The 21,337-nt window shown below is 71.8% G+C and carries 21 protein-coding genes and 1 tRNA gene; 13 read left to right on the top strand and 9 right to left on the bottom strand.

Features of this window, described 5'->3' with window-relative positions; translation table 11 throughout:
• Positions 1 to 126: 126 nt before the first annotated feature.
• A complete protein-coding gene (gene upp, locus BLW57_RS20765; protein WP_073890207.1) occupies positions 127 to 762 on the bottom strand; it encodes a uracil phosphoribosyltransferase in 636 nt (211 codons plus the stop codon).
• Between the two features lie 94 nt (positions 763 to 856).
• On the opposite strand from upp, the gene BLW57_RS20760 reads away from it, so the two are divergent.
• The 9 genes from BLW57_RS20760 (at position 857) to BLW57_RS20720 (ending at position 6,524) form a co-directional block, all read left to right on the top strand.
• The gene (locus BLW57_RS20760) at positions 857 to 1,105 is read left to right on the top strand and encodes a hypothetical protein (protein WP_093476450.1); all 249 of its coding nucleotides are present in this window, start codon (positions 857 to 859) and stop codon (positions 1,103 to 1,105) included.
• A gap of 325 nt (positions 1,106 to 1,430) precedes the next feature.
• On the top strand, positions 1,431 to 1,964 hold the full coding sequence (locus BLW57_RS20755) for a tRNA adenosine deaminase-associated protein (RefSeq protein ID WP_093476448.1): 534 nt from the start codon (positions 1,431 to 1,433) through the stop codon (positions 1,962 to 1,964).
• 65 nt (positions 1,965 to 2,029) lie between these two features.
• Positions 2,030 to 2,461 carry a tRNA adenosine(34) deaminase TadA gene (gene tadA, locus BLW57_RS20750; protein ID WP_241840762.1) on the top strand — a complete coding sequence of 144 codons (432 nt, stop codon included), beginning with the start codon at positions 2,030 to 2,032 and terminating at the stop codon, positions 2,459 to 2,461.
• Between the two features lie 45 nt (positions 2,462 to 2,506).
• Positions 2,507 to 2,591: transfer RNA gene (locus BLW57_RS20745), tRNA-Ser, on the top strand.
• Between the two features lie 237 nt (positions 2,592 to 2,828).
• Positions 2,829 to 3,008 carry a hypothetical protein gene (locus BLW57_RS20740; RefSeq protein WP_073887058.1) on the top strand — a complete coding sequence of 60 codons (180 nt, stop codon included), beginning with the start codon at positions 2,829 to 2,831 and terminating at the stop codon, positions 3,006 to 3,008.
• Positions 3,009 to 3,018: 10 nt separating this feature from the next.
• Positions 3,019 to 3,312 carry a Dabb family protein gene (locus BLW57_RS20735; protein ID WP_093476447.1) on the top strand — a complete coding sequence of 98 codons (294 nt, stop codon included), beginning with the start codon at positions 3,019 to 3,021 and terminating at the stop codon, positions 3,310 to 3,312.
• A 174-nt stretch (positions 3,313 to 3,486) separates the two neighbouring features.
• Entirely contained in the window at positions 3,487 to 4,323 is an 837-nt protein-coding gene (locus BLW57_RS20730; RefSeq protein ID WP_093476445.1) for an RNA polymerase sigma factor SigF, read from the top strand.
• 360 nt (positions 4,324 to 4,683) lie between these two features.
• Positions 4,684 to 5,631, top strand: a complete 948-nt coding sequence (locus BLW57_RS20725) for an RNA polymerase sigma factor SigF (RefSeq protein ID WP_093476444.1) — start codon at positions 4,684 to 4,686, stop codon at positions 5,629 to 5,631.
• Between the two features lie 38 nt (positions 5,632 to 5,669).
• Entirely contained in the window at positions 5,670 to 6,524 is an 855-nt protein-coding gene (locus BLW57_RS20720; RefSeq protein WP_093476442.1) for a hypothetical protein, read from the top strand.
• 12 nt (positions 6,525 to 6,536) lie between these two features.
• Here BLW57_RS20720 and BLW57_RS20715 read toward each other — a convergent pair whose 3' ends face one another.
• Positions 6,537 to 6,731, bottom strand: coding sequence for a hypothetical protein (locus BLW57_RS20715; RefSeq protein WP_073890208.1), 195 nt, complete (start codon positions 6,729 to 6,731; stop codon positions 6,537 to 6,539).
• A 205-nt stretch (positions 6,732 to 6,936) separates the two neighbouring features.
• Between BLW57_RS20715 and BLW57_RS20710 the strand changes: the two genes are divergently transcribed.
• The 3 genes from BLW57_RS20710 to BLW57_RS20700 all read left to right on the top strand — a co-directional run bounded on the left by BLW57_RS20710 (position 6,937) and on the right by BLW57_RS20700 (position 10,916).
• Entirely contained in the window at positions 6,937 to 7,440 is a 504-nt protein-coding gene (locus BLW57_RS20710) for a MarR family winged helix-turn-helix transcriptional regulator (RefSeq protein ID WP_093476441.1), read from the top strand.
• Positions 7,441 to 7,453: 13 nt separating this feature from the next.
• Positions 7,454 to 9,991 carry an MFS transporter gene (locus BLW57_RS20705; protein ID WP_093476439.1) on the top strand — a complete coding sequence of 846 codons (2,538 nt, stop codon included), beginning with the start codon at positions 7,454 to 7,456 and terminating at the stop codon, positions 9,989 to 9,991.
• Positions 9,992 to 10,094: 103 nt separating this feature from the next.
• Entirely contained in the window at positions 10,095 to 10,916 is an 822-nt protein-coding gene (locus BLW57_RS20700) for a YceI family protein (RefSeq protein WP_093476438.1), read from the top strand.
• Here the strand turns inward: BLW57_RS20700 and BLW57_RS20695 are convergent.
• The gene (locus BLW57_RS20695) at positions 10,913 to 11,563 is read right to left on the bottom strand and encodes an ANTAR domain-containing protein (protein ID WP_176985669.1); all 651 of its coding nucleotides are present in this window, start codon (positions 11,561 to 11,563) and stop codon (positions 10,913 to 10,915) included. The two genes, BLW57_RS20700 and BLW57_RS20695, sit on opposite strands and share 4 nt — an antisense overlap.
• Before the next feature lie 238 nt (positions 11,564 to 11,801).
• On the opposite strand from BLW57_RS20695, the gene BLW57_RS20690 reads away from it, so the two are divergent.
• Positions 11,802 to 12,275 carry a PPOX class F420-dependent oxidoreductase gene (locus BLW57_RS20690; RefSeq protein ID WP_093476436.1) on the top strand — a complete coding sequence of 158 codons (474 nt, stop codon included), beginning with the start codon at positions 11,802 to 11,804 and terminating at the stop codon, positions 12,273 to 12,275.
• A gap of 676 nt (positions 12,276 to 12,951) precedes the next feature.
• Here the strand turns inward: BLW57_RS20690 and BLW57_RS20685 are convergent.
• From BLW57_RS20685 to BLW57_RS20660, 6 genes are all read right to left on the bottom strand, one after another.
• The gene (locus tag BLW57_RS20685; RefSeq protein ID WP_093476434.1) at positions 12,952 to 13,710 is read right to left on the bottom strand and encodes a TetR/AcrR family transcriptional regulator; all 759 of its coding nucleotides are present in this window, start codon (positions 13,708 to 13,710) and stop codon (positions 12,952 to 12,954) included.
• Positions 13,711 to 13,789: 79 nt separating this feature from the next.
• Positions 13,790 to 15,193 (bottom strand): MFS transporter, encoded by a 1,404-nt coding sequence (locus BLW57_RS20680; protein WP_176985668.1) that lies wholly within the window; start codon positions 15,191 to 15,193, stop codon positions 13,790 to 13,792.
• A 49-nt stretch (positions 15,194 to 15,242) separates the two neighbouring features.
• Positions 15,243 to 17,411 carry an ArnT family glycosyltransferase gene (locus tag BLW57_RS20675; RefSeq protein WP_176985667.1) on the bottom strand — a complete coding sequence of 723 codons (2,169 nt, stop codon included), beginning with the start codon at positions 17,409 to 17,411 and terminating at the stop codon, positions 15,243 to 15,245.
• Positions 17,408 to 18,889 (bottom strand): bifunctional glycosyltransferase family 2/GtrA family protein, encoded by a 1,482-nt coding sequence (locus BLW57_RS20670; protein WP_093476431.1) that lies wholly within the window; start codon positions 18,887 to 18,889, stop codon positions 17,408 to 17,410. The genes BLW57_RS20675 and BLW57_RS20670 overlap by 4 nt, the downstream gene beginning before the upstream one ends.
• Before the next feature lie 14 nt (positions 18,890 to 18,903).
• On the bottom strand, positions 18,904 to 20,538 hold the full coding sequence (locus BLW57_RS20665) for a sensor histidine kinase (protein WP_093476430.1): 1,635 nt from the start codon (positions 20,536 to 20,538) through the stop codon (positions 18,904 to 18,906).
• Complete coding sequence (locus BLW57_RS20660) at positions 20,535 to 21,275, bottom strand: response regulator transcription factor (RefSeq protein WP_176985666.1); 741 nt, start codon at positions 21,273 to 21,275, stop codon at positions 20,535 to 20,537. The genes BLW57_RS20665 and BLW57_RS20660 overlap by 4 nt, the downstream gene beginning before the upstream one ends.
• Positions 21,276 to 21,337: the final 62 nt, after the last annotated feature.

Below are 21,337 nucleotides of genomic sequence, written 5' to 3'. Positions count from 1 at the left end.
GTTCCCCGCCGCTGCCTGCGGGGCGCCCCCCGGGCGTCGTTCTTCGGCCGCGGGTTCGCCGTGGCTCGTCGCGCAGTTCCCCCGCGCCCCTGACGGGCGCCCCTTGTGGGGCGCTGATCGGGGTGGTTACTCGGCCGCGCCGTACAGGCGGTCGCCCGCGTCGCCGAGGCCCGGGATGATGTAGCCGTGCTCGTTGAGGTGGTCGTCCACCGCCGCCGTCACGACCGTCACCGGGGTGCCCGCCAGCTCGCGCTCCATGACCTCGACGCCTTCGGGGGCGGCGAGCAGGACCACGGCCGTCACGTCGTCGGCGCCGCGCTTGATCAGCTCGCGGATCGCCGCGACCAGCGTGCCGCCGGTGGCCAGCATCGGGTCCAGGACGTACACCTGGCGGCCGGAGAGGTCCTCGGGCATGCGCGTCGCGTACGTGGAGGCCTCCAGGGTCTCCTCGTTGCGGATCATGCCCAGGAAGCCCACCTCGGCCGTCGGCAGCAGCCGCACCATGCCGTCCAGCATGCCGAGCCCGGCCCGCAGGATCGGCACGACCAGCGGGCGCGGCCGGGCGAGCTTGACCCCGGTGGTCCTGGCCACCGGGGTCTCGATGTCGACCGCCTCGGTGCGCACGTCCCGCGTGGCCTCGTAGGCGAGCAGGGTGACGAGTTCGTCGGCCAGCCTGCGGAAGGTGGGAGAGTCCGTGCGCTGGTCGCGCAGCGTGGTGAGCTTGTGGGCGACCAGGGGGTGGTCGACGACGTGGAGACGCATGCCCACAACGGTACCTGCGCCACGCGCTCCATCGTGCTGGCGTCAAACCGCCCATAAGAGGGAAAGTGGGAGGGACGGACTGGGGTGGTGTGACGTGCCTGATCTGCCTGATCTTCCCGAGGACGCGCCCGGGAACACCAAGGACTCGGCCGCGCCGGCGACACCCGGCGCCCGGGTCCGCGATCGCACGGCACCCGAGACGGACGCCGAGCGCCGGCGCCGGCGCGCCCAGTTCCTCCGTGATCTCGCCGAGGCCCGTGAGCTGCGCGCCCGGGTCCAGCCGCGACGCGCCAAGGCCGCGCGCCTGCGCCACGCGATGCGCATGCGGACGTTCCGCTGGTAGGGAGGAAAGCCGTGAGCTGGACCCGGTAAGGAAGTTGGCGCGGCGGAAGATCCGGGCCCGCGCCGACGTCTCCGAGGCGGGGCGTGCGTGAGCGCTTCGCAAAGCCGCGTACGATCCGCAGGTGGCGGCAACGAGCGCGCTGCTGAGTCGATGACCGATCCACGATCGAAACAGCCAGACACAGGGAGCCGAAGACGTCCCCTGAACGCCTTGTTTCTGCCACGATTCCGAGTGGGTGGGGCTCGGAGCCCAAGCTCTCTCCACCCACGTACCTCCGCCGGGGGGACCCCCAACCGGCACGCCTATGACCAGTGGGAGAGTCACGGTGTACTTCGCCGCACTGCTCGCGCGCACCGAAGACGGGTGGGAAGCGAGCGACACAGAGCTCGACGATGTGGAGACCCTGTCGGATCTGGCCGACCTGGCCCGGGAAGCCTCTCCCGACGAGGACACGGTGCTCGTCCTGATCGAGCAGGAGGACGCCTGGTTCGGCGTCGTCCGCGTGGACGGCGAGGACGACCCTCGCATCTACGTCTCGGACGCCGCCGCCGCCCAGCGCAGCGCCTACGGTGAGCTGCTGCTCACCGACGAACTGCTCGGCCGGGAGCCCGGCGACGACGGCCCGGACCTGGACGCCCTCGACCTCGACGGCACCGAGGACGGCGAGTCCGAGGAGAACGACGACGAGGAGGAGGGCGGCGGCGACGACGCGGTGCCGCACAGCCCCGTGGGCGACAGCCAGATCCTGGACGACCTCGGGATCGGCGAGAAGGAGCTGCGCATCCTGGACGCCGAGGACGCGCTGAGCACCATCGCCGAGGCGCTGGGCGCCTCGGAGGTGCTGGAGACCGTCCGCTGACCGGCCGGGACGCCCACGTCACGACCGGCCCACCGGACCCCGTGCGCGACCCCTGGCACCCCGCGATGCGACTCGCCCTGGACGAGGCCGAACGGGCCGTCCGGGGTGGGGACGTGCCCGTGGGCGCCGTTCTGCTGTCCCCGGACGGCGGGACGGTGCTCGGTGCCGGGCACAACGAGCGCGAGGCCACCGGCGATCCCACGGCCCACGCGGAGGTGCTCGCGATCCGGCGGGCCGCCGCCCGGCTCGGGGAGTGGCGGCTGACCGGTTGCACGCTGGTGGTCACCCTGGAGCCGTGCACGATGTGCGCGGGCGCGCTCGTCCAGTCCCGGGTGGACCGGGTCGTCTACGGCGCCCGGGACGAGAAGGCGGGCGCGGCCGGCTCCCTGTGGGACGTGATCCGCGACCGTCGGCTCAATCACCGGCCGGAGGTCGTCGAAGGCGTTCTCGCGGCCGACTGCTCCCGGCTCCTCACGGAGTTTTTCCGGGACCGCTGAATACCGATTTCTGACCACGCCCCACCTTGCTGTAGGGTCTCCCTCGGTAGCGTGTCCGAGCGGCCGAAGGAGCTCGCCTCGAAAGCGAGTGTGGCGCAAGTCACCGAGGGTTCAAATCCCTCCGCTACCGCTGGAAAAAGGGCCCCGTCGCAAGACGGGGCCCTTTCCGCGTTCCGGACGGGAACGGGCAGGGTCCGCGCCCGGGGGAACCGGCGGCCGGACCCGCGGGGCCGGGGCTCCGCGCCCCTCTCCGCCCCGTCCGGCAAAAAGCCCGGGGCGGCAGGCGGTTGGCCCTTGGAAAAGGCGTGAAGGTTACACTCGCCGCCGGCAGCAGGGCACACGGGACAGAGGGACAGGGGAGGCCGCGGTGGCGGTGAACGCCAAGAAGATCGCCGTGTACGTGCTCGTGGTCTTCGCGCTGTACTTGATCATCACGGACCCGGCCAAGGCGGCCGACTACGTCCAGATAGGCTTCGAGGGCATTTCGGACGCGGCGAAGGCCATCGGCGACTTCATGACCTGGGTCGCCAACGGAGGAAAGAGCTGAGGTAATCCCCATGATCCGCCACCTGGTCCTCTTCAAGCTCAACGAGGGCGTCGAGCGCGACGATCCGCGGGTCATGGCGGGCGTGGAGGCCTTCCGGGCCCTCGGCGGCCAGATCGAGGAGCTGCGCTTCTGGGAGTGCGCCTGGAACATCAGCGACCGGCCGATCGCCTACGACTTCGCGATCAACTCGGCCGTCGAGGACCCGGACGCCCTCAAGCGCTACCTGGAGCACCCGGCCCACCAGGCGGGCGTCGCGCTGTGGCGCGAGTTCGCCACGTGGGTGATGGCCGACTACGAATTCTGACCTCTTCCGCGCAGCAGCCCCCCGCCGTTCCGGCGGGGGGCTTTCGTGTGTCCAGCCCCTCAACTTGTCGGAGTTTACCCACAACACGGCGTTATGCGGTGCTTGCACACAGTGCACATGTCTTGTGATGCTATGACCGCTTTTGACGGATGATTGATCGATGAAGAGGTGGCGTTGACCGTGTCGGCCAGTACTGCGCCGCCCCAGGAGGAGGCGCCCGCTGAGGCGCCTCCGGCTCCCGAGAAGCGCCGTGGCGCCGACACCCGTGCCCTGACCCAGGTGCTCTTCGGCGAGCTGAAGGAGCTGGAGCCGGGCACGCCGGAGCACGACCGGGTACGGGGGGCGCTGATCGAGGCGAACCTCCCGCTCGTGCGCTACGCGGCCGCCCGCTTCCGCTCCCGCAACGAGCCGATGGAGGACGTCGTCCAGGTCGGCACCATCGGCCTGATCAACGCCATCGACCGCTTCGACCCGGACCGGGGCGTGCAGTTCCCGACCTTCGCCATGCCGACCGTCGTCGGCGAGATCAAGCGGTACTTCCGCGACAACGTCCGCACCGTCCACGTCCCGCGCCGGCTGCACGAGCTGTGGGTGCAGGTCAACAGCGCCACCGAGGACCTCACCACGGCCTTCGGGCGCTCGCCGTCGACCGCCGAGATCGCCGAGCGGCTCCGGATCAGCGAGGAGGAGGTGCTGTCCTGCATCGAGGCGGGACGCTCGTACCACGCCACCTCCCTGGAGGCCGCGCAGGAGGGCGACGGGCTGCCCGGACTGCTGGACCGCATCGGCTACGAGGACCCGGCCCTGGACGGTGTGGAGCACCGCGACCTGGTCCGGCATCTCCTGGTCCAACTCCCCGAACGGGAACAGCGAATCCTTCTGCTGCGCTACTACAGCAATCTCACCCAGTCTCAGATCAGCGCGGAACTCGGCGTCTCCCAGATGCACGTCTCGCGGTTGCTCGCCCGTAGCTTCCAGCGGCTCCGCTCGGCGAATCGCATCGACACATAGGCCGCGGAGTTCACCACCGTCGGACCGGTGCACGGCGGGTGTTCGGCCGATGCATGGCGGGGCGCACGGGAGCACGGTCCGAACAGCACTGCATCGCAAACCCGAGCGAGTGGTAACCGGCGCGAGCGAATCGCTCACCAGGGCTGTTGCCGACAGTTGTGTCCCGAAAAGCCGTCAGACCCCTTCTTTCCAGGGCTGATTCGTCACTCAGGTGTCGACATGTCACTACAGCGCGTTGCCGACATGTGACATTCTGCGGGAAGAGCGTTTGCCGGGGCTCCGGCTCCGGTATTCAGGTGAAGGCTGCGTTGCTCGAAAGGCAGCACCGCCGCGACCGTCCCGCGACCCAAAGGGGGTGGCATGTCCGCAGACAAGGGCAGCTCGAAGGTGCTTACGCCGACGACGAGTGAGGCAGCGCCCAAGGAGCTCGACGCTCTCGACGTCCTCGACGGCCTCGACGGCGTACCGGCTCTCGACGCCGCGCCGGCCCCGGCCGTTCCCTCCGCCGCTCCCGAGGAGACCGTCCCGGTCCTGTCGGCCTCGGCGGACATCGACACCCGCACCCTGTCCCGCTCCCTGTTCCTGCGGCTCGCCGCCCTGGACGAGGACAGCCCGGAACGGGCGTACGTCCGGGACACCCTGATCGAGCTGAATCTGCCGCTGGTCCGCTACGCGGCCGCGCGCTTCCGCTCCCGCAACGAGCCGATGGAGGACATCGTCCAGGTCGGCACCATCGGCCTGATCAAGGCGATCGACCGCTTCGACTGTGAACGCGGCGTGGAGTTCCCGACGTTCGCGATGCCGACGGTGGTCGGCGAGATCAAGCGGTTCTTCCGCGACACCTCGTGGTCGGTGCGGGTCCCGCGCCGGCTCCAGGAGCTGCGCCTCGCCCTCACCAAGGCGAGCGACGAGCTGTCCCAGAAGCTGGACCGGTCCCCGACGGTGACCGAGCTGGCCGCGGTGCTCGGCGTCTCCGAGGAGGACGTGGTCGACGGTCTCGCGGTCGGCAACGCCTACACCGCCTCCTCCCTGGACTCCCCGGCCCCCGAGGACGACGGCGGCGAGGGCTCCCTGGCCGACCGGCTCGGCTACGAGGACACCGCGCTGGAGGGTGTGGAGTACCGCGAGTCCCTCAAGCCGCTGCTGGCCAAGCTGCCGCCCCGGGAGCGCCGGATCATCATGCTGCGCTTCTTCGCCAACATGACCCAGTCGCAGATCGGCGAGGAGGTCGGCATCTCCCAGATGCACGTCTCCCGGCTGCTCACCCGGACCCTGTCCCAGCTGCGCGAAGGACTGATCTCCGACTGAAGGTTCTGTTCTGACGGTCCGTCAGCCACACTGGCCCGATGCTGCGAGCGACAGGGTCGGGCGGGGCCGCGGACAGGGCGCGTTCGAGAGGGACTCGTGGCCGCCGGGGCGCCGTTACGGCAGCTTCGGCGGCCGCCCTCTGTCTGGGCGGGGTCCTGGCCTCGTGCTCGGGCGGTGGTCCGGGCGGCGGCTATGCCGCGGTCGGCGCGGGCAACGGCACCGGGCCGGCCGGTCCGGGCGCGGGCACCCCGACCGGGTCGGTGACGCTGGTCCCCCTCGACGGGGAGAACCGCGAGGGCACGGGCCGGCAGGGCGTCGGAAGGAACGAGGGCGGCGGGGACGGCAAGGTCACGCGCGCGGCCGGTTCGGATCCGGCCGACGACCGGGGCGCGGCCGCTGGCCCCGGAGGGCCCGCCCGGGACGGCACACCGGAGCCGGGAGACGACGACGGCAGCTCACGCCCGGCCGACCACGAGGGCCCGACCGGTCACCCGGGCGACGGGACCGGCCCGGCGACACCGGCGCCCGGCCCGACCACTCCTGCCCCGGGCCCGGCCCCGAGCCGCACCTCCGCCCCGCGGCCGTCCCCGGCCGACCTCTCCTGGGGCGACCCCGCGACAGCGGACGCGGACAAGCGCTGGTGCCAGAAGGTGACCGTCGGCTTCCACAACTCGGGCGGCACGGCGGTGCGTTCCGGCTCGGTGACGTTCGGGACGCACATCATCGGCGGACTCGGCATCGACTGGGGGACGGTCGATTCGACCGAGGACCTGCCGGTGCCGATCGGGCCGGGGGCGCGTACGGCCCCCACCTGGACGGTGTGCGTCGACGCCTGGCGCGTGCCGCTCGGCATGCACATCGAGACGCGGGACGTCACCGTGCGGTGGCAGTAGGGACCGCGGGTCCTACTTGAACGCCAGCCAGGCGACGCCCGCCACCACGACGAGCGCCACCACGATGCCGATGATCAGGCCGACGCGGGGACCCGAGGGGGCCGCCTGCTGCTGCCGGCCCTGGGGAGTCTCGTCGACGAACGCGCGGAACATCTGGGTGCTGCCGGCGGGGTCGTAATTGCCCTGGGGGCCCTGGGTGTTAGCCATGGCCCGAGACACTAGCGAATTCGGCTGACCGACCCAAGTGCGGGGCCACCGGGACAGAGGGGGGCACCCCACCCGCCATCACCTGCATATTTACACTCGCAATACTTGCCTTTGCCAAGTTTTTGCGCTGACCCACCCCTAGTTGTTTGCCTGCAGCAACCAAACACGTCTATGGTTGCCCCAAGCAACGAATACGGGAGGTGTGATGGCCGAGCCGGCGCAGTTCGAAGAGCTGGCGCGTCAGCTCAGCGCCGTCGGAGCCGTGAAAAGGGACATGGGGCGGATCCTGCCGCCCGACTGCCCGACCGGCTCGGCCGCCGTGCTGACCCTGCTCGGCCGCCACGGCGACATGCGCATGAGCAAGCTCGCGGAGCTGCTCGCGGTGGACATGTCGGTCACCAGCCGGCATGTGGCGCACGTCGCCGCGCGCGGCTGGATCGAGCGGCACCCGGACCCCGCGGACAAGCGCTCGCGCATCCTGCACCTGACGCCCGAGGGCGTCGAGCAGCTGGACGAGCTGTCCCGGCGGACCACGCACCTGCTCGCCGAGCGGCTGGCGGACTGGACCGACGAGGAGGTCGGCCAGCTGATCCGGCTGATGACGCGCCTGCGCGCGTCCTTCGGCGACTGCCGGTCCGCCCCGCTGCGGCACACGTCCGCCACGGCCCCCGTATTCGAAGAGACCACCCGTACACCCGCAAGCACGTAAGAGAAGGATGCCCATGGCAACGACCACACCAGCCGGTGTGCGGGCCCACGCCAAGCACGGGGGAGGCTCGGGTCACGCCCCGATGACCCACCGGCAGATCATGGAGGCACTGTCCGGGCTGCTGCTCGGCATGTTCGTGGCGATCCTGTCGTCCACGATCGTCTCCAACGCGCTGCCGCACATCATCGGAGACCTCGGCGGCGGCCAGTCCGCCTACACCTGGGTCGTCACCGCCGCCCTGCTGTCGATGACCGCGGCCACTCCCCTGTGGGGCAAGCTCGCCGACCTGTACAGCAAGAAGGCTCTCGTCCAGATAGCCCTCGTCATCTACGTGGTCGCCTCGATGGCGGCCGGCCTGTCCCAGAACCCCGGCATGCTGATCGCCTGCCGTGTGGTGCAGGGCATCGGCGTGGGCGGCCTGTCGGCCCTCGCCCAGATCGTCATGGCGGCGATGATCTCCCCGCGTGAGCGCGGCCGTTACTCCGGTTACCTGGGCGCCACGTTCGCCGTCGCCACCGTCGGCGGACCGCTGCTCGGCGGTGTCATCACGGACACCTCCTGGCTGGGCTGGCGCTGGTGCTTCTACGTCGGCGTCCCCTTCGCGGTCATCGCGCTGATCGTCCTGCAGAAGACCCTGCACCTGCCCGTGGTCAAGCGCGAGGTCAAGGTCGACTGGGCCGGCGCGACCTTCATCTCCGCCGCCGTCTCCCTGCTCCTCGTCTGGGTCACCTTCGCCGGTGACAAGTACGACTGGGTGTCCTGGCAGACGTACGCGATGGTCGGCGGTTCGGTCGTGCTCGGCGCGATCTTCGTCCTCATCGAGGCGAAGGCCAGCGAGCCGATCATCCCGCTGCGCCTGTTCCGCAACCGCACCATCACGCTGGCCTCGCTGGCCTCGCTGTTCGTCGGTGTCGCGATGTTCACCGGCACGGTGTTCTTCAGCCAGTACTTCCAGCTGGCCCGCGACAAGTCCCCGACGATGTCCGGCGTCCTGACCATCCCGATGATCGGCGGTCTGTTCATCTCCTCGACCGTCTCGGGTCAGTTCATCACCCGCACCGGCCGCTGGAAGGCGTGGCTGGTCAGCGGTGGTGTGCTGGTGACGGCCGGTCTGGCGCTGCTCGGCGGCATCCGGTACGACACCGACTACTGGAAGATGGCCATCTTCATGGCCCTGCTGGGTCTCGGCATCGGCATGATGATGCAGAACCTGGTCCTCGCCACGCAGAACCAGGTGGCGCCGTCCGACCTCGGCGCGGCCAGCTCCACGGTCACCTTCTTCCGCTCCCTCGGCGGTGCGGTCGGCGTCTCCGCCCTCGGCGCGGTGATGTCCCGCCGGATCACGCACTACGTCCAGGACGGCGTCTCCGCGCTGAGCCCCAAGTACCAGAAGGCCCTGGCCGGCGGTTCGGGCTCCACGGACAGCATCCCGGACATGGACGCGCTGCCGAAGCCCATCCGCACGCTGCTGGAGAGCGCCTACGGCCACGGCATCGCCGATGTCTTCCTGATCGCGGCCGTCCTCGCCGCCGTCGCCTTCCTGATCACGCTGTTCATCAAGGAGGTCCCGCTGCGGACCATGGGCGGGCTCGCGCAGGCCGCCGACGGCGAGGCCCCCGTGGTGGCCGATCCGGCCGCCGCTCCGGTCGTCGCCGAGGCGCAGGCCACCGAGCAGATCCCGGTCGCCGTGGCCACCGCCCCGGTGTCCGAGGACACCGACGGCACGGCCGTCGCCACGGCCACCCGGCAGCTGACGGCAGTCGCCACGGCCGCCGAGCCCGGCGTCGCCGGCGGCACCCCGGTGCACGGCTTCGTCCGCGGCGCCGAGAGCGCCCCGGTCCCGCAGGCCGCGGTCACGCTGATCTCGCTGTCCGGCCGGCAGCTGGGCCGCTCGGTCGCCCAGGCCGACGGTTCCTACGCGGTGCCCGCCCCCGGCACGGGCAGCTACGTCCTGATCGCCTCCGCCGACGGCTACCAGCCGCAGGCCTCCACCATCGTGGTGGGCGAGGAGCCGCTGGCGTACGACATCCTGCTCAGCGGCACCAGCGGGCTGACCGGTGTGGTCCGGGCCGCGGGCAGCGCGCTGCCGGTCAAGGACGCCATGGTGATCGTCACGGACGTGCGCGGTGACCTGCTGGCCACCGCCGCCACCGGGGAGCAGGGCGAGTTCGCCCTCACCGACCTGGTGCCCGGCACGATGACCGTCGCGGTCAACGCGGACGGGTTCCGGCCGCGTGCGCTGCCGGTCGAGGTCGGCGCCACCGGCGTCACCCGGATCGAGGTGGACCTGGACGCCGGTGCCCGGCTGCAGGGTGTCGTGCGGGCCCCGCACGGTCCGCTGGCCGACGCCCGGGTGACCCTGGTCGACCAGGCGGGCAACGTGGTCGGCACGGCCACCACCGGTTCCGACGGTGCGTACGCCTTCAGCGACCTCAACGGCGGCGAGTACACGGTCATCGCGACGGGCTACCCGCCGGTGGCCACGGCCCTGACCGTCGCCGGCCCCGGAGTCGACGGCCACGACATCGAACTCGCCCACCCCGGCGAGTAGTTCGGCCACGGCCCGTGGCACGCGCCGCTCCTGAAAGCTGCGGCGCGTGCCACGGGCCGGTTTCATACGACCATTTTGTAATGCTTTGCAGGGAGAAAACGGGATGGGACTGACCGCGAAGATCCGTACGCGGGACGGGTGGGCCGTGTCGCACGGGGTCGTCACGGTGACCGACATGACCGGCACGCAGGTGCTGCGCGCCGAGACGGACGCCGAGGGAGCCGTACGGGACACGACCGAGCTGGCGCCGGGGGCGTACACCGTGATCGTGACGGCCGTCGGCTACGCACCCGCCGCGTCCAGCGCGATCGTCACCGCGAGCGGCCGGGCCGAGGTCGGCACGGTCACGCTGGCCCGGCAGGGCGGCACGGAGCTGCCGCCGCCCGGGCCGTGGACGATCGACCCGGTGCACTCCTCCGTCGCCGCGGTCGCCCAGCACTTGGGGATCTCCAGCGTGCACGGCCGGTTCACCGAGTTCGGCGGCACCATCGAGATCGCACCGGACGACGTCACCAGGTCCCGGGTGGCGGCGGTCATCCGCGCGGCCTCGGTCGACACCGGCAACGGCATGCGCGACACGCACCTGAAGTCCGCGGACTTCCTCGACGTGGAGCGGCACCCGGAGATCACCTACCGCTCGACCGGCGTGACCGCGGCCGGCTCGGACCGCTGGACCGTGCACGGCGAGCTGTCCATGCACGGCGTGGTCCGCCCGGTCGAGCTGGACCTGGCCTACCTCGGCACCGGCGCCGACCCGTGGGGCGGCACCCGGGCCGCGTTCCGTGCCACGGCCGAACTGCACCGCGAGGACTTCGCGATGAACTACAACCAGGTGCTCCAGGCCGGCATCGCCGCCATCGGCACGACGCTGAAGATCGAGCTGGACATCCAGGCGGTCCAGGGCGCGTTCCTGCCCACCGCCTAGTTCTCGGTCGACCCCACGATGCGGCGGGCCAGGTCGCGCAGCTTGACGTTCTCCCGCTGGGAGGCACGGACCAGGCTCTCGAAGGCCGCCGCCGCGTCGATGTCGAGGCGCTCCATCAGCATGCCCGTGGCCTGCCCGATCAGGTCCCGGGTGTGCATGGCCTCCGTCAACTGCTCGCGTACCGTCGCCGAGTTCAGGGCGAGGCTCACATGGGTGGTGAACAGCCGGCCGAGGCGGGCGGTCCGCTCGTCGAAGGCGTGCGGCGCGCGGGCGTAGGCGCTCAGCACGGTCATCCGGCGCTTGTCGGCCCGCAGCCGCATGGAAAGCACCGAGCGCAGCCCCGGCCCGTCCCCGTCCGGGCCGCCGCTGTCGGCCATGCGCACCACCGGCGAGGTCCACAGCCGCTCCCAGTACGGCGGGTCCGGGTGGCCCGCGTCCCGCACGATGTCGTCGGACCAGGCGACCGTACGCAGGGTGTCTCCGCGCTCGATCTCGAAGACCCCGGCGTGCTCGGCGCCGGGCAACAGGTGCACCGCGAGCCGGACCGCGGTGGTCAGGGTGGCATCGGGAGTGGTCGTCCCGTGCAGCTCGTGGGCCGCCGCGGTGAGCGCTTCGGCCAACTCAAGGCCGACCGGAAAACCGGTCACATCGGAAAAGTCGGACGCAGCCACCACGAACCTCTCGGATGACACGGCCGTACGGCCGTGCGCAGGAGAGCTCCGCAGCACATTCCCGACTGCGAGCACAGGACATCAGCACTTTAGCTGCTCTATTGCGGTGAAGTGACCTTCGGCCGACGCCGTGGTGCGCGAGATCCTCCGACGCGGTGAACCTGTGCCCAGCAGGGTCAGGCTGAACCCGCGGTGCTGCCCCTAGGCTGCGCCCATGGCACCGAACATCGCGACCAACACCCGTGTATCGCTGGACGAGCTGCTGGACTTCGTACGCCCCCGCCACCGCGCCCTCCTGATCACCCGTCGGGCCGACGGCGCCCCGCAGGCCTCCCCGCTGACCTGTGGCGTCGACGACTCGGGCCGGATCGTGGTGTCGACCTATCCCGAGCGCGCCAAGACCCGTAACGCCAAGCGGGACTCCCGGGTGGCCCTGGTCGTCCTCAGCGACGAGTGGAACGGCCCATGGGTGCAGATCGACGGCACGGCCGAGGTCGTCGACGCCCCGGAGTCGGTGGAGCCGCTGGTCGAGTACTACCGCAATATCGCCGGCGAACACCCCGACTGGGACGAGTACCGCCAGGCGATGCTCAAGCAGGGCAAGTCGATCATCCGGGTGACCCCGGACCGCTGGGGCCCGATCGCCACGGGCGGCTTCCCGGCACGCCTGGCGTCCGACGACGCGTAGCCAGCCGCGTTCGCCTTCCGGCGCGGGCGAGGGGACAGTCGGCCGCGGGCGGCTTCCCGGCCCGGCCGGTGACCGACCGGTGACGCCGTCCCGCCCACCCGGCGTCCGGCGCGGCGGCGCCCCGGAACACCGGCACCACCGGCGGGCGAGGGGCAGTCGGCCGTGAGCGGCTTGCCTGCCGACACAGGGCAGTCGACCGCGGGCGGCTTCCCGGCCCGGCCGGTGACGGACCGGTGACGCCGTCCCGCCCACCCGGCGTCCGGCGCAGCGGCACCCCGGAACACCGGCACCACCGGCGGGCGAGGGGCAGTGCCGTGAGCGGCTTACCCGCCCCGGCCGGTGGGCGCAGGACAGTCGACCGCGGGCGGCTTCCCGGCCCGGCCGGTGACGGACCGGTGACGCCGTCCCGCCCACCCGGCGTCCGGCGCAGCGGCACCCCGGAACACCGGCACCACCGGCGGGCGAGGGGCAGTCGGCCGTGAGCGGCTTGCCTGCCGACACAGGGCAGTCGGCCGCGGGCGGCTTCCCGGCCCGGCGGCCGACGGCTCGGTGAACGCCGTCCCGCCCTCCCGGCGGACGCAGGCCGGAACAGCGGCACGACTCGTAGGAGACGGTGCGTAGTCAGCCGCCGGAGAGTCCCCCGCCGCGGGATTCCGGGCCGGATGGCGGCAGGTGGTCAGCCGCGGGTGACCATGGCCTCGATGCCGGCGATCAGGAGGTCCAGGGCGAAGGTGAAGTCGCGCTCCAGCATCTCCGCGACGGTGTCGCCGCCGCGGGCCGCCATGAGGTCCGCGGACTCCTTGACGACCGCGGCGGTCCCCGGGACCTCGGACACGGCGGTCATGGCCTGCCGGAAGTACTCGTCGGGGGTCAGCCCGGTGTCCGCGATCCGGGCGGAGAAGTGGCTCTCGATCGTGCCGTACCCGTAGACGAACTGGAAGACGGCCGAGATCGCCCCCGTCACGCCGTGCGCCGGCAGCCCGGTCCGGCGGACGACACGCTGGATCACGTGGGAGAAGGCGAGCGACCGCGGGCCGATGTTGAGGTAGCGCCCGGCCAGCGGGGACAGCCAGGGGTGGCGGACCAGCAGCCCCCGGTAGGCGGTGGCCAGCTCCCGCAGCTGCCGCCGCCAGTCCTGCTCCGTGTCCTCGGGGTCGGGCAGCCGCAGCTCGCCGTAGGTCGCGTCCAGGGCCAGTTCGAGCAGGTCGTCCTTGGTGTCGACGTACCAGTACAGGGACATCGCGGTGACGTTCAGCTCGGCGGCCAGACGGCGCATGGAGAACTTGGCGAGCCCCTCGGCGTCCAGCAGCCGTACGGACGCCTCGGTGATCCGCTCCCGGTCCAGCCCCGAGGGCTGCCCGCTGCGCCCGCCCCGGCGGGTCCCGCCCTCCAGCCAGACACTGGCCCGCGCCGACCGACCTGCTGCTTTCGCCACCGGCGCACCTTCCTCGATTCCGACGACCGTCCCCACCTTAGGCGCGCGGGGCCGCACCCCTACCTGTCCCCCGGAGCCGTCAGGCGGACACCCGCTCCGCCCGCCGCAACAGTCCCGCCGCCACGAGACCTCCGGCCAGTACGGCGACCGCGCCGACCAGCTGCCCGGCCCCGAGACCGTCCGAGAGGGACTCCCCCGAGGCCACGGACGAACTGAGCACGGCACCGAGCACGGCCACACCGAGGCCGTTGCCGAACTCGGCCAGCGTTCCGTTGATGCCCGCCCCCACCCCGGCCCGCTCCGGAGGTATCGCGCTCATGATGGCGTGCGCCATGGCCGGGTTGGCGACCGCACACCCCGCGCCGATCAGCAGCAGTCCGGCCAGCGTGCCGGCGTAGCCACCGGTGTCGACCTCGGCGATGGCCACCAGACCCGCCGACATCAGCACCATGCCGAGCGCGATCGACACCGGCGTGCCCAGCCTGGCCGACCACTTCGCGGCGATGCCGGTGAAGTTGAGCGCCACCACGGTCAGCGCCAGCGGAGCGGTCCGCAGACCGGCCTCCAACGGCCCGTATCCGAGCACCGACTGGAGGTGCTGGGTCAGCAGGAAGAGCGCGCCGCCCATGCCGAAGGTGATGAGCACGGCGCCGGCCACGGCGCCCGTGAACCGACGGTCGTGGAAGAAGCGCAGGTCGAGCATGGGCTCGTCGGTCCTGTTCTCCCACCACGCGAAGGCACCCAGCACCAGCACCGCGACGGCCCCGGTGCCGAGCACGCGCGCGGAGGTCCAGCCGTGACCGGGCCCGGAGATGATCGCGTAGACGAGCGCGGCCATGCCGATGGTGGACAGCAGCGCGCCGAGCAGGTCCGGGCGGTCGCCGCGGGGTGCCTTCGACTCGGGGACGAGAGCCACCACCGCGGCCAGGCCGAGCGCCGCCACCGGGATGTTGATCAGGAAGATCGCGCCCCACCAGAAGTGGTTGAGCACGAAGCCGCCGATCAGCGGACCGCCCGCGAAGCCCAGGGCGTTGACGGCGCTCCAGATGCCGATCGCCTTCGGCTGCTCCTCGGGCGCGAAGATCTGCATGGCCACGGCCAGGGTGGTGGTCAGCAGCAGCGCGCCGCCGACGCCCATGCCGGCCCGGGCGGCGATCAGCTGGGGCGTGGAGTCGGCCAGGCCCGCGATCAGGGAACCGATCCCGAACAGGGCGAGCCCGGCGATCAGCATCTTCTTGCGGCCGTAGCGGTCGGCCGCACTGCCCGCGGTGAGCAGCAGCCCGGACTGCACCAGCGAGTAGGCGTTGATCATCCACTGGATGTCGGAGGTAGCCGCGTGCAGTTCGCGGGTCAGCGACGGGATGGCGACGTTCAGGACGGTGTTGTCGAGCAGCACGGTGAGCTGCGCGAGGCAGACGACGCCGAGGATCAGCCAGCGCTGGGGATGACCGGGTGGGCCGGGGCGGCCTTGGGGGGCGGACATGCCGTACACCGTATAGCGACCGCTATACGGTGTACAACCGAGTTTCCGGTCAGCCGGACGTCGTCGCGCGCGTGAGGTCGTAGAAGGTGGCCGAACCCACCGTCACCTTCTTGAAGTTGCTCTGCACCCAGGAGCTGATCTGCGAGGACGTGCCACTGTTGCCGCCCCCGCCCATGCCGCCGCCGGCGATGAAGTAGTGGATCCGCCCGTCCGCCACGTACTTCTTGAACTGGGCCAGAGTCGGGGACGGGTCGGTGCCGTTGAAACCGCCGATGGCCATCACCGGGTCCCCGGTGGTGAGCTGGTAGCTCGCCGCGTTCTGCGAGCCGACGGACGCGGCCACCCAGGTGTAGTCGGACGCGTTCCTCTCCAGCAGCTTCTTGGCCTCGGCGGACACGCTCGCGCCGTTCAGCAGGCTCCCGGCGCCACCGCCGCCGCCCATGCCGCCTTCACCCGTCCGGCCGGCGCCGGGGAATCCGTTGCCGTTCTGCGTGCCGGGCAGACCCTGCTGACCCGGCATGCCACCGCCCGGGAAGCCGTTGCCCGGCCGGCCCTGCTGGTTCTGGCCCTGCTGGCTCTGGCCCGGCATGCCGCCAGGGAACCCGCCGCGCATACCGCCACCGCCGCCGGGACCGCCGCCCCGGCCGCCCATCGTGCTCGCGCCCGCCGGACCGGCCGTGACGATCGAGCCGGTGTGGCCCTGCTGGAGCGTGCTGAGCGTGTACGCCGTCGGTCCGGCCAGCGCGGCCCCGAGGCCCACCGCCGCCGCCCCGAGGGCGAGCCGCCGTGGGACGCGGCCGGCGAAGACCAGACCGAGCGCGGCGGTCAGACCGCCGACCAGCACCAGCCACTTCAGCCAGGGCAGGTAGTCGGAGGTGCGGTCGAGCAGCACGTATCCCCAGGCCGCCGCCGCGACCACGGAGGCGGCGAGGGTGATCGACGCCCACGTCTCCCGCCGCTTCTCCCACAGCAGCCCGGCACCCATGCCGGTCACGGCCGCGATGTAGGGGGCGAGGGCCACGGTGTAGTACTGGTGGAAGATGCCCGCCATGTAGCTGAAGACGGCCATGGTCATCAGCAGGGAGCCGCCCCAGACGAGGAACGAGGCGCGGGTGACCGACGTCCGCTTCAGCTTCCTGGTGGCCACGAGGCCCGCGACCAGCAGGATCAGCGCGGCAGGCAGGAGCCAGGAGATCTGGCCGCCGACCTCGGAGCCGAACATCCGGTCCCAGCCGGTCTCGCCCCACATGCCGGTGCCGCCCGCGCCGCCGCCACCGCCGCCGACGCTGCCGGTCTCCTCGCCGTTCAGCCGGCCGAGTCCGTTGTAACCGAAGGTCAGCTCCAGGAAGCTGTTGTTCTGGGAACCGCCGATGTACGGGCGGGAGGAGGCCGGCCACAGCTCGACGACCGCGACCCACCAGCCGCCGGACACGACCAGCGCGAGCGTCGCGGCGGCCAGCTGCCCGAAGCGCTTCTTCAGCGGCACCGGCGCGCAGACCGCGTACACGAGCGCGAGCGGCGGCAGGATCAGGAACGCCTGGAGCGTCTTGGCGAGGAACGCGAAACCGATCGCGGCACCCGCCCACACCAGCCACTTCGTCCGGCCGTCCTCCACCGCCCGCACCACCAGGTAACAGGCCACGGCCATCAGCAGCGCCAGCATGGCGTCCGGGTTGTTGAACCGGAACATCAGCACCGCCACCGGCGTCAGCGCGAGCACCGCGCCCGCGATCAGACCAGGCACCGGGCCGAAGCGGCGGCGCACCCCGCCGTACACCACGGCGACGGTCGCCACCCCCATCAGCACCTCGGGCGCGAGGATCGCCCACGAGTGCAGGCCGAAGACGCGCACCGACAGCTCCATCGGCCACAGCGAGGCCGGGGGCTTGTCGACGGTGATGGCGTTGCCCGCGTCCAGCGAGCCGAAGAAGAACGCCTTCCAGGACCTGCTGCCCGCCTGCACGGCCGCCGAGTAGAAGGAGTTGGCGTAACCGGAGGCGCTCAGGTCGTACAGGTACAGCAGGAGGGTGGTGGCCAGCAGTCCGAGGAATGCGGGGCGCACCCAGCGCGGGTCCTCGGGCCGGCCGCGCCACAGCCGGCGGGCGAAGGGCCGCCCGGGCGCGCCGGCCTCCGGAGCCCGTGGGGGAGCGGCCGAGGGCGGGCCCCAGGCGGTGGCGCCGGACCGCTCGCCGGTCGGCTGGTCGTAGTGGGTGGTCATCGGGGGTCCCCCGGCTCTGTGTCGTGAGGGCGCACCGGCTGCAGCCGCATCGTGGCGTCCCTCCAGTTGCCGTCCGCGGCCTCACCGGCGCGGACCTGGGTGGTCGGGTAGGGGTCGTACGACAGGTGGGGCACCGGTCGGTGCGGGAGCGGCGCGGCCGGCACGGGGCCCGGTGCGGAAGGGACGTGGGCGGCGACCACCGGCGAGGCGGCGGTCGTCGGCGAGGCGCCGCCGGTCTCGTTCCGGTCCGGGAACACCCAGGCGCGGAAGAGCAGGAAGCGCAGCACGGTCGCCGCGAGGTTGGCCGCGATGAGCACCGCCAGTTCGGTGGAGTGCGCCGGGCTGTCGGTGGCCGCGCCGAGAGCGGCCAGGGAGCCGCTGGTCAGGGCGAGCCCGATACCGAAGACGACCAGGCCCTGCGCCTGGTGCCGGACGGCCCCGCCGCGGCCGCGCACCCCGAAGGTGAGCCGTCGGTTCGCGGCGGTGTTGGCCACCGCCGAGACCAGCAGGGCGAGCGCGTTGGCGACCTGGGAGCCGGAGAACTGCCGGAAGACGCTGTAGAGCGCCAGGTAGAACAGCGTCGACAGAGCGCCGACCACGCAGAACCCGACGAGCTGGCGGGCCAGTCCCCTGGGCACGTCGGGCAGTTCGCGGTCCCTGGGGTCGTCGCCGAAGGGCCGGGTGAGCCGGTCCAGCGACAGCGAACCGGTGGCCAGCGCCTTGCCGACCCGCCAGACGCCCTTGAGGTCGTCGGTGGCGGTCCGCACGATGTGCACGGTGGAATCGGGGTCGTCGACCCAGTCGACCGGCACCTCGTGGATGCGCAGCCCGGCCCGCTCGGCGAGCACGAGCATCTCGGTGTCGAAGAACCAGCCGGTGTCCTCCACCAGCGGCAGCAGCGCCTGCGCCACGTCCCGCCGGATCGCCTTGAAGCCGCACTGCGCGTCGGAGAAGCGGGCCTGGAGGGAGCCGCGCAGGATCAGGTTGTAGGCCCGGCTGATGAATTCCCGCTTGGGGCCGCGCACGACCCGGGAGCTACGGGCGAGCCGGGAGCCGATGGCGAGGTCCGAGTGGCCGGAGATCAGCGGTGCCACCAGCGGCAGCAGGGCGTTGAGGTCGGTGGACAGGTCGACGTCCATGTAGGCGAGGATCGGCGCCTCGGAGGCGGACCACACGGTCCTCAGGGCGCGGCCGCGGCCCTTCTGCTCCAGCCGGACGCCGGCGACCTCCGGGATCTCCGCCTCCAGCCGTGCCGCCACCAGCGGGGTGCCGTCCGTGGACGCGTTGTCCGCGACGGTGATGCGGAAGGCGTACGGGAAGGTCCGCGTGAGGTGCTCGTGCAGTCTGCGGACGCACGGCCGGAGGTCCTTCTCCTCGTTGTGGACGGGGATCACTACGTCCAGGACAGGCGTTCCGGCGTCTGTGGCCGGGAGGTGCTCCCGCGCCGGCAGGGTGCCGGGAGAAGAGTCGGTTCGCATGGGACCGACTTTCCTCAAGTGCCCTGTTGCGCCCATGTGGTGAGACTGTGCTGTGCCTGTGAGTGCGCGGCCGGGTTCCCCGTCGGCATCGCCACGGGAACCGGCCGGGAACCGGTGGGGGCGAGCGCGGGCAGGTGCACGGTGAAGACCGTGCGCCCCGGGACGCTGTCCACGGTCACGGCACCGCCGTGCGCGGCTGCGACGGCCTGCACGATCGCGAGCCCGAGCCCGGTGGACCCGGTGGCCCGGGAGCGCGCGGAGTCGCCCCGCGCGAACCGCTCGAAGACGTGCGGCAGCAGCCCGGCCGGGATACCCGGTCCGTTGTCCTCGACGTCGACGCACATCCACGCCCCGCGCCGCTGGACGCGTGCGATCACGGTGGTGCCGGGCGGGGTGTGCTTGCGGGCGTTGCCCAGCAGATTGACCAGCACCTGCTGGATCCGGGCCGCGTCCGCCGAGACGGGGGCCGGCTCGTCGGGCAGGTCGAGGCGCCAGTTGTGGTCCATGCCGGCCGCGCGGGAGTCGCTGACGGTGTCGACGACCAGCGGGATCAGGTCGGTCTGCTCGAACTGGAGCGGCCGGCCGGCGTCGAGCCGGGCGAGCAGCAGCAGATCCTCGACGAGCAGGGTCATCCGGCCGGCCTCGGACTCGATCCGGCCGAGGGCGTGCCGGGTGTCGGGGCCGACGCGCTCGCGCCCGCGCCGGGTGAGTTCGGCGTAGCCGCGGATGGAGGCGAGCGGGGTCCTGAGCTCGTGGCTGGCGTCGGCCACGAACTGCCGTACCCGGGTCTCGCTCTGCTGGCGGGCGTGCAGGGCGCCGTGGACGTGGTCCAGCATGCGGTTGAGCGCGGCACCGACCTGGCCGACCTCGGAGTGCGGGTCGCACTCCGACTCGGGGACGCGCTCGCTGAGGTTCACCTCGCCGGTGTGCAGGCGGAGTTCGGAGACCCGGGTGGCGGTGTGGGCGACCCTGCGCAGGGGGCGGGTGGCGACGCCGACCAGCACGTACCCGGCGATACCGGCGGCGACGAGACCCGCGGCGGTGACACTGACCTCGACGAGGACGAGGGTGTCGATGGTGTTGTCGACGCCGGACGTCGGTATGGCGACGTAGTAGGAGCCGTTGTCGCCGGTGCGGTACTCGACCCGGTACCGGCCCTCCCCGGGAATGTCGACGGTGTCCTGCTGCCCGTCCACCCGCGGGACCGACCGGAGGGCGGCGAGCTGGGCGTCGGTCAGCGTCTTGGCGTTCATCTGGAGGTCGCTGGTGGACTTCACACCGCGCCTGGCGTCGGTGATGACGCCGTTCTCGACCTTGGCCGCGATGGTGCCCTGGGGCTGCGGGCCCACGGTGACGAACTCGGTGAGCTTGGTGGGGTGCTTCTCGAACGACTGCCCGCCCGGTACGGCACCGCCTCGCGGCCGCTGCCCCGGGGGGCCGAAGGAGCCCGAGGCGCGCGAGGCCACCTCGTTCAGCTGCCCGTTGAGCTGCTCGTACAGATGGCTGCGCAGCGCCAGCGTGGTCACCGTGCCGATCACCGCGCACACCACCGCGATCAGCACCACGGAGGCGACGACGAGCCGCGTCCGCAGGGTGCGCGGCTGTCCGGCTCGGCGCTTCCGCGGACGCGTCCGTCGTCGTCCGCTCATGACACGGCGGACTTGATCAGATAGCCGGCCCCACGCCGGGTGTGGATCATCGGCTCCCGGCCGGCGTCGATCTTCCGGCGCAGGTACGAGATGTACAGCTCGACCACGTTGGCCTGTCCGCCGAAGTCGTAGCTCCAGACCCGGTCCAGGATCTGCGCCTTGCTGAGCACGCGCCGCGGGTTGCGCATGAGGAAGCGGAGCAGTTCGAACTCGGTGGCGGTGAGGTGGATGGACTCGCCGGCCCGCGAGACCTCGTGGCTGTCCTCGTCGAGGGTGAGGTCCCCGACGACGAGGACGGACTCCGAGCGCCGGTCGGCGGCGCCGGACCTGCGGATGAGTCCGCGCAGCCGGGCGACGACCTCCTCCAGGCTGAACGGCTTGGTGACGTAGTCGTCGCCGCCGGCGGTGAGCCCCGCGATACGGTCCTCCACCGCGTCCTTGGCGGTCAGGAACAGCACCGGCACGTCCGGCAGTTCGCGGCGCAGCCGGCCGAGGACGGCGAGCCCGTCCATGTCCGGCAGCATCATGTCGAGCACGACGGCGTCGGGCCGGAACTCGCGGGCCGTCCGGACGGCCCCCTGCCCGTCTCCCGCGCTCCTGATCTGCCAGCCCTCGTAACGAAGAGCCATGCTCAGCAGTTCGGTGATCGACAGCTCATCGTCCACCACAAGCACGCGGACGGGGCTCCCGTCCGGCCTCAGCAGTTCGGTGCGCCCCTGGGGCGAGGTCGTGGTCATGGTGCACACCTTGTCGGGACCCTCTGAGAGGAGACTTTCCCCAGTCTGTGATTTTCCTGAGA

The organism is Streptomyces sp. 1222.5 (genome assembly GCF_900105245.1).
GTDB classification, from domain to species: domain Bacteria; phylum Actinomycetota; class Actinomycetes; order Streptomycetales; family Streptomycetaceae; genus Streptomyces; species Streptomyces albidocamelliae.
This window is presented reverse-complemented; position numbering and strand designations above follow the sequence as displayed.

Excerpts from the sequence above, each read along its gene's own strand:
- upp (WP_073890207.1), bottom strand. The coding sequence starts at position 762 with ATGCGTCTCCACGTCGTCGACCACCCCCTGGTCGCCCACAAGCTCACC.
- tadA (WP_241840762.1), top strand. The coding sequence starts at position 2,030 with ATGCGACTCGCCCTGGACGAGGCCGAACGGGCCGTCCGGGGTGGGGAC.
- BLW57_RS20735 (WP_093476447.1), top strand. The coding sequence starts at position 3,019 with ATGATCCGCCACCTGGTCCTCTTCAAGCTCAACGAGGGCGTCGAGCGC.
- BLW57_RS20725 (WP_093476444.1), top strand. The coding sequence starts at position 4,684 with ATGTCCGCAGACAAGGGCAGCTCGAAGGTGCTTACGCCGACGACGAGT.
- BLW57_RS20720 (WP_093476442.1), top strand. The coding sequence starts at position 5,670 with ATGCTGCGAGCGACAGGGTCGGGCGGGGCCGCGGACAGGGCGCGTTCG.
- BLW57_RS20715 (WP_073890208.1), bottom strand. The coding sequence starts at position 6,731 with ATGGCTAACACCCAGGGCCCCCAGGGCAATTACGACCCCGCCGGCAGC.
- BLW57_RS20710 (WP_093476441.1), top strand. The coding sequence starts at position 6,937 with ATGGCCGAGCCGGCGCAGTTCGAAGAGCTGGCGCGTCAGCTCAGCGCC.
- BLW57_RS20705 (WP_093476439.1), top strand. The coding sequence starts at position 7,454 with ATGGCAACGACCACACCAGCCGGTGTGCGGGCCCACGCCAAGCACGGG.
- BLW57_RS20700 (WP_093476438.1), top strand. The coding sequence starts at position 10,095 with ATGGGACTGACCGCGAAGATCCGTACGCGGGACGGGTGGGCCGTGTCG.
- BLW57_RS20690 (WP_093476436.1), top strand. The coding sequence starts at position 11,802 with ATGGCACCGAACATCGCGACCAACACCCGTGTATCGCTGGACGAGCTG.
- BLW57_RS20680 (WP_176985668.1), bottom strand. The coding sequence starts at position 15,193 with ATGTCCGCCCCCCAAGGCCGCCCCGGCCCACCCGGTCATCCCCAGCGC.
- BLW57_RS20675 (WP_176985667.1), bottom strand. The coding sequence starts at position 17,411 with ATGACCACCCACTACGACCAGCCGACCGGCGAGCGGTCCGGCGCCACC.
- BLW57_RS20670 (WP_093476431.1), bottom strand. The coding sequence starts at position 18,889 with ATGCGAACCGACTCTTCTCCCGGCACCCTGCCGGCGCGGGAGCACCTC.
- BLW57_RS20665 (WP_093476430.1), bottom strand. The coding sequence starts at position 20,538 with ATGAGCGGACGACGACGGACGCGTCCGCGGAAGCGCCGAGCCGGACAG.
- BLW57_RS20660 (WP_176985666.1), bottom strand. The coding sequence starts at position 21,275 with ATGACCACGACCTCGCCCCAGGGGCGCACCGAACTGCTGAGGCCGGAC.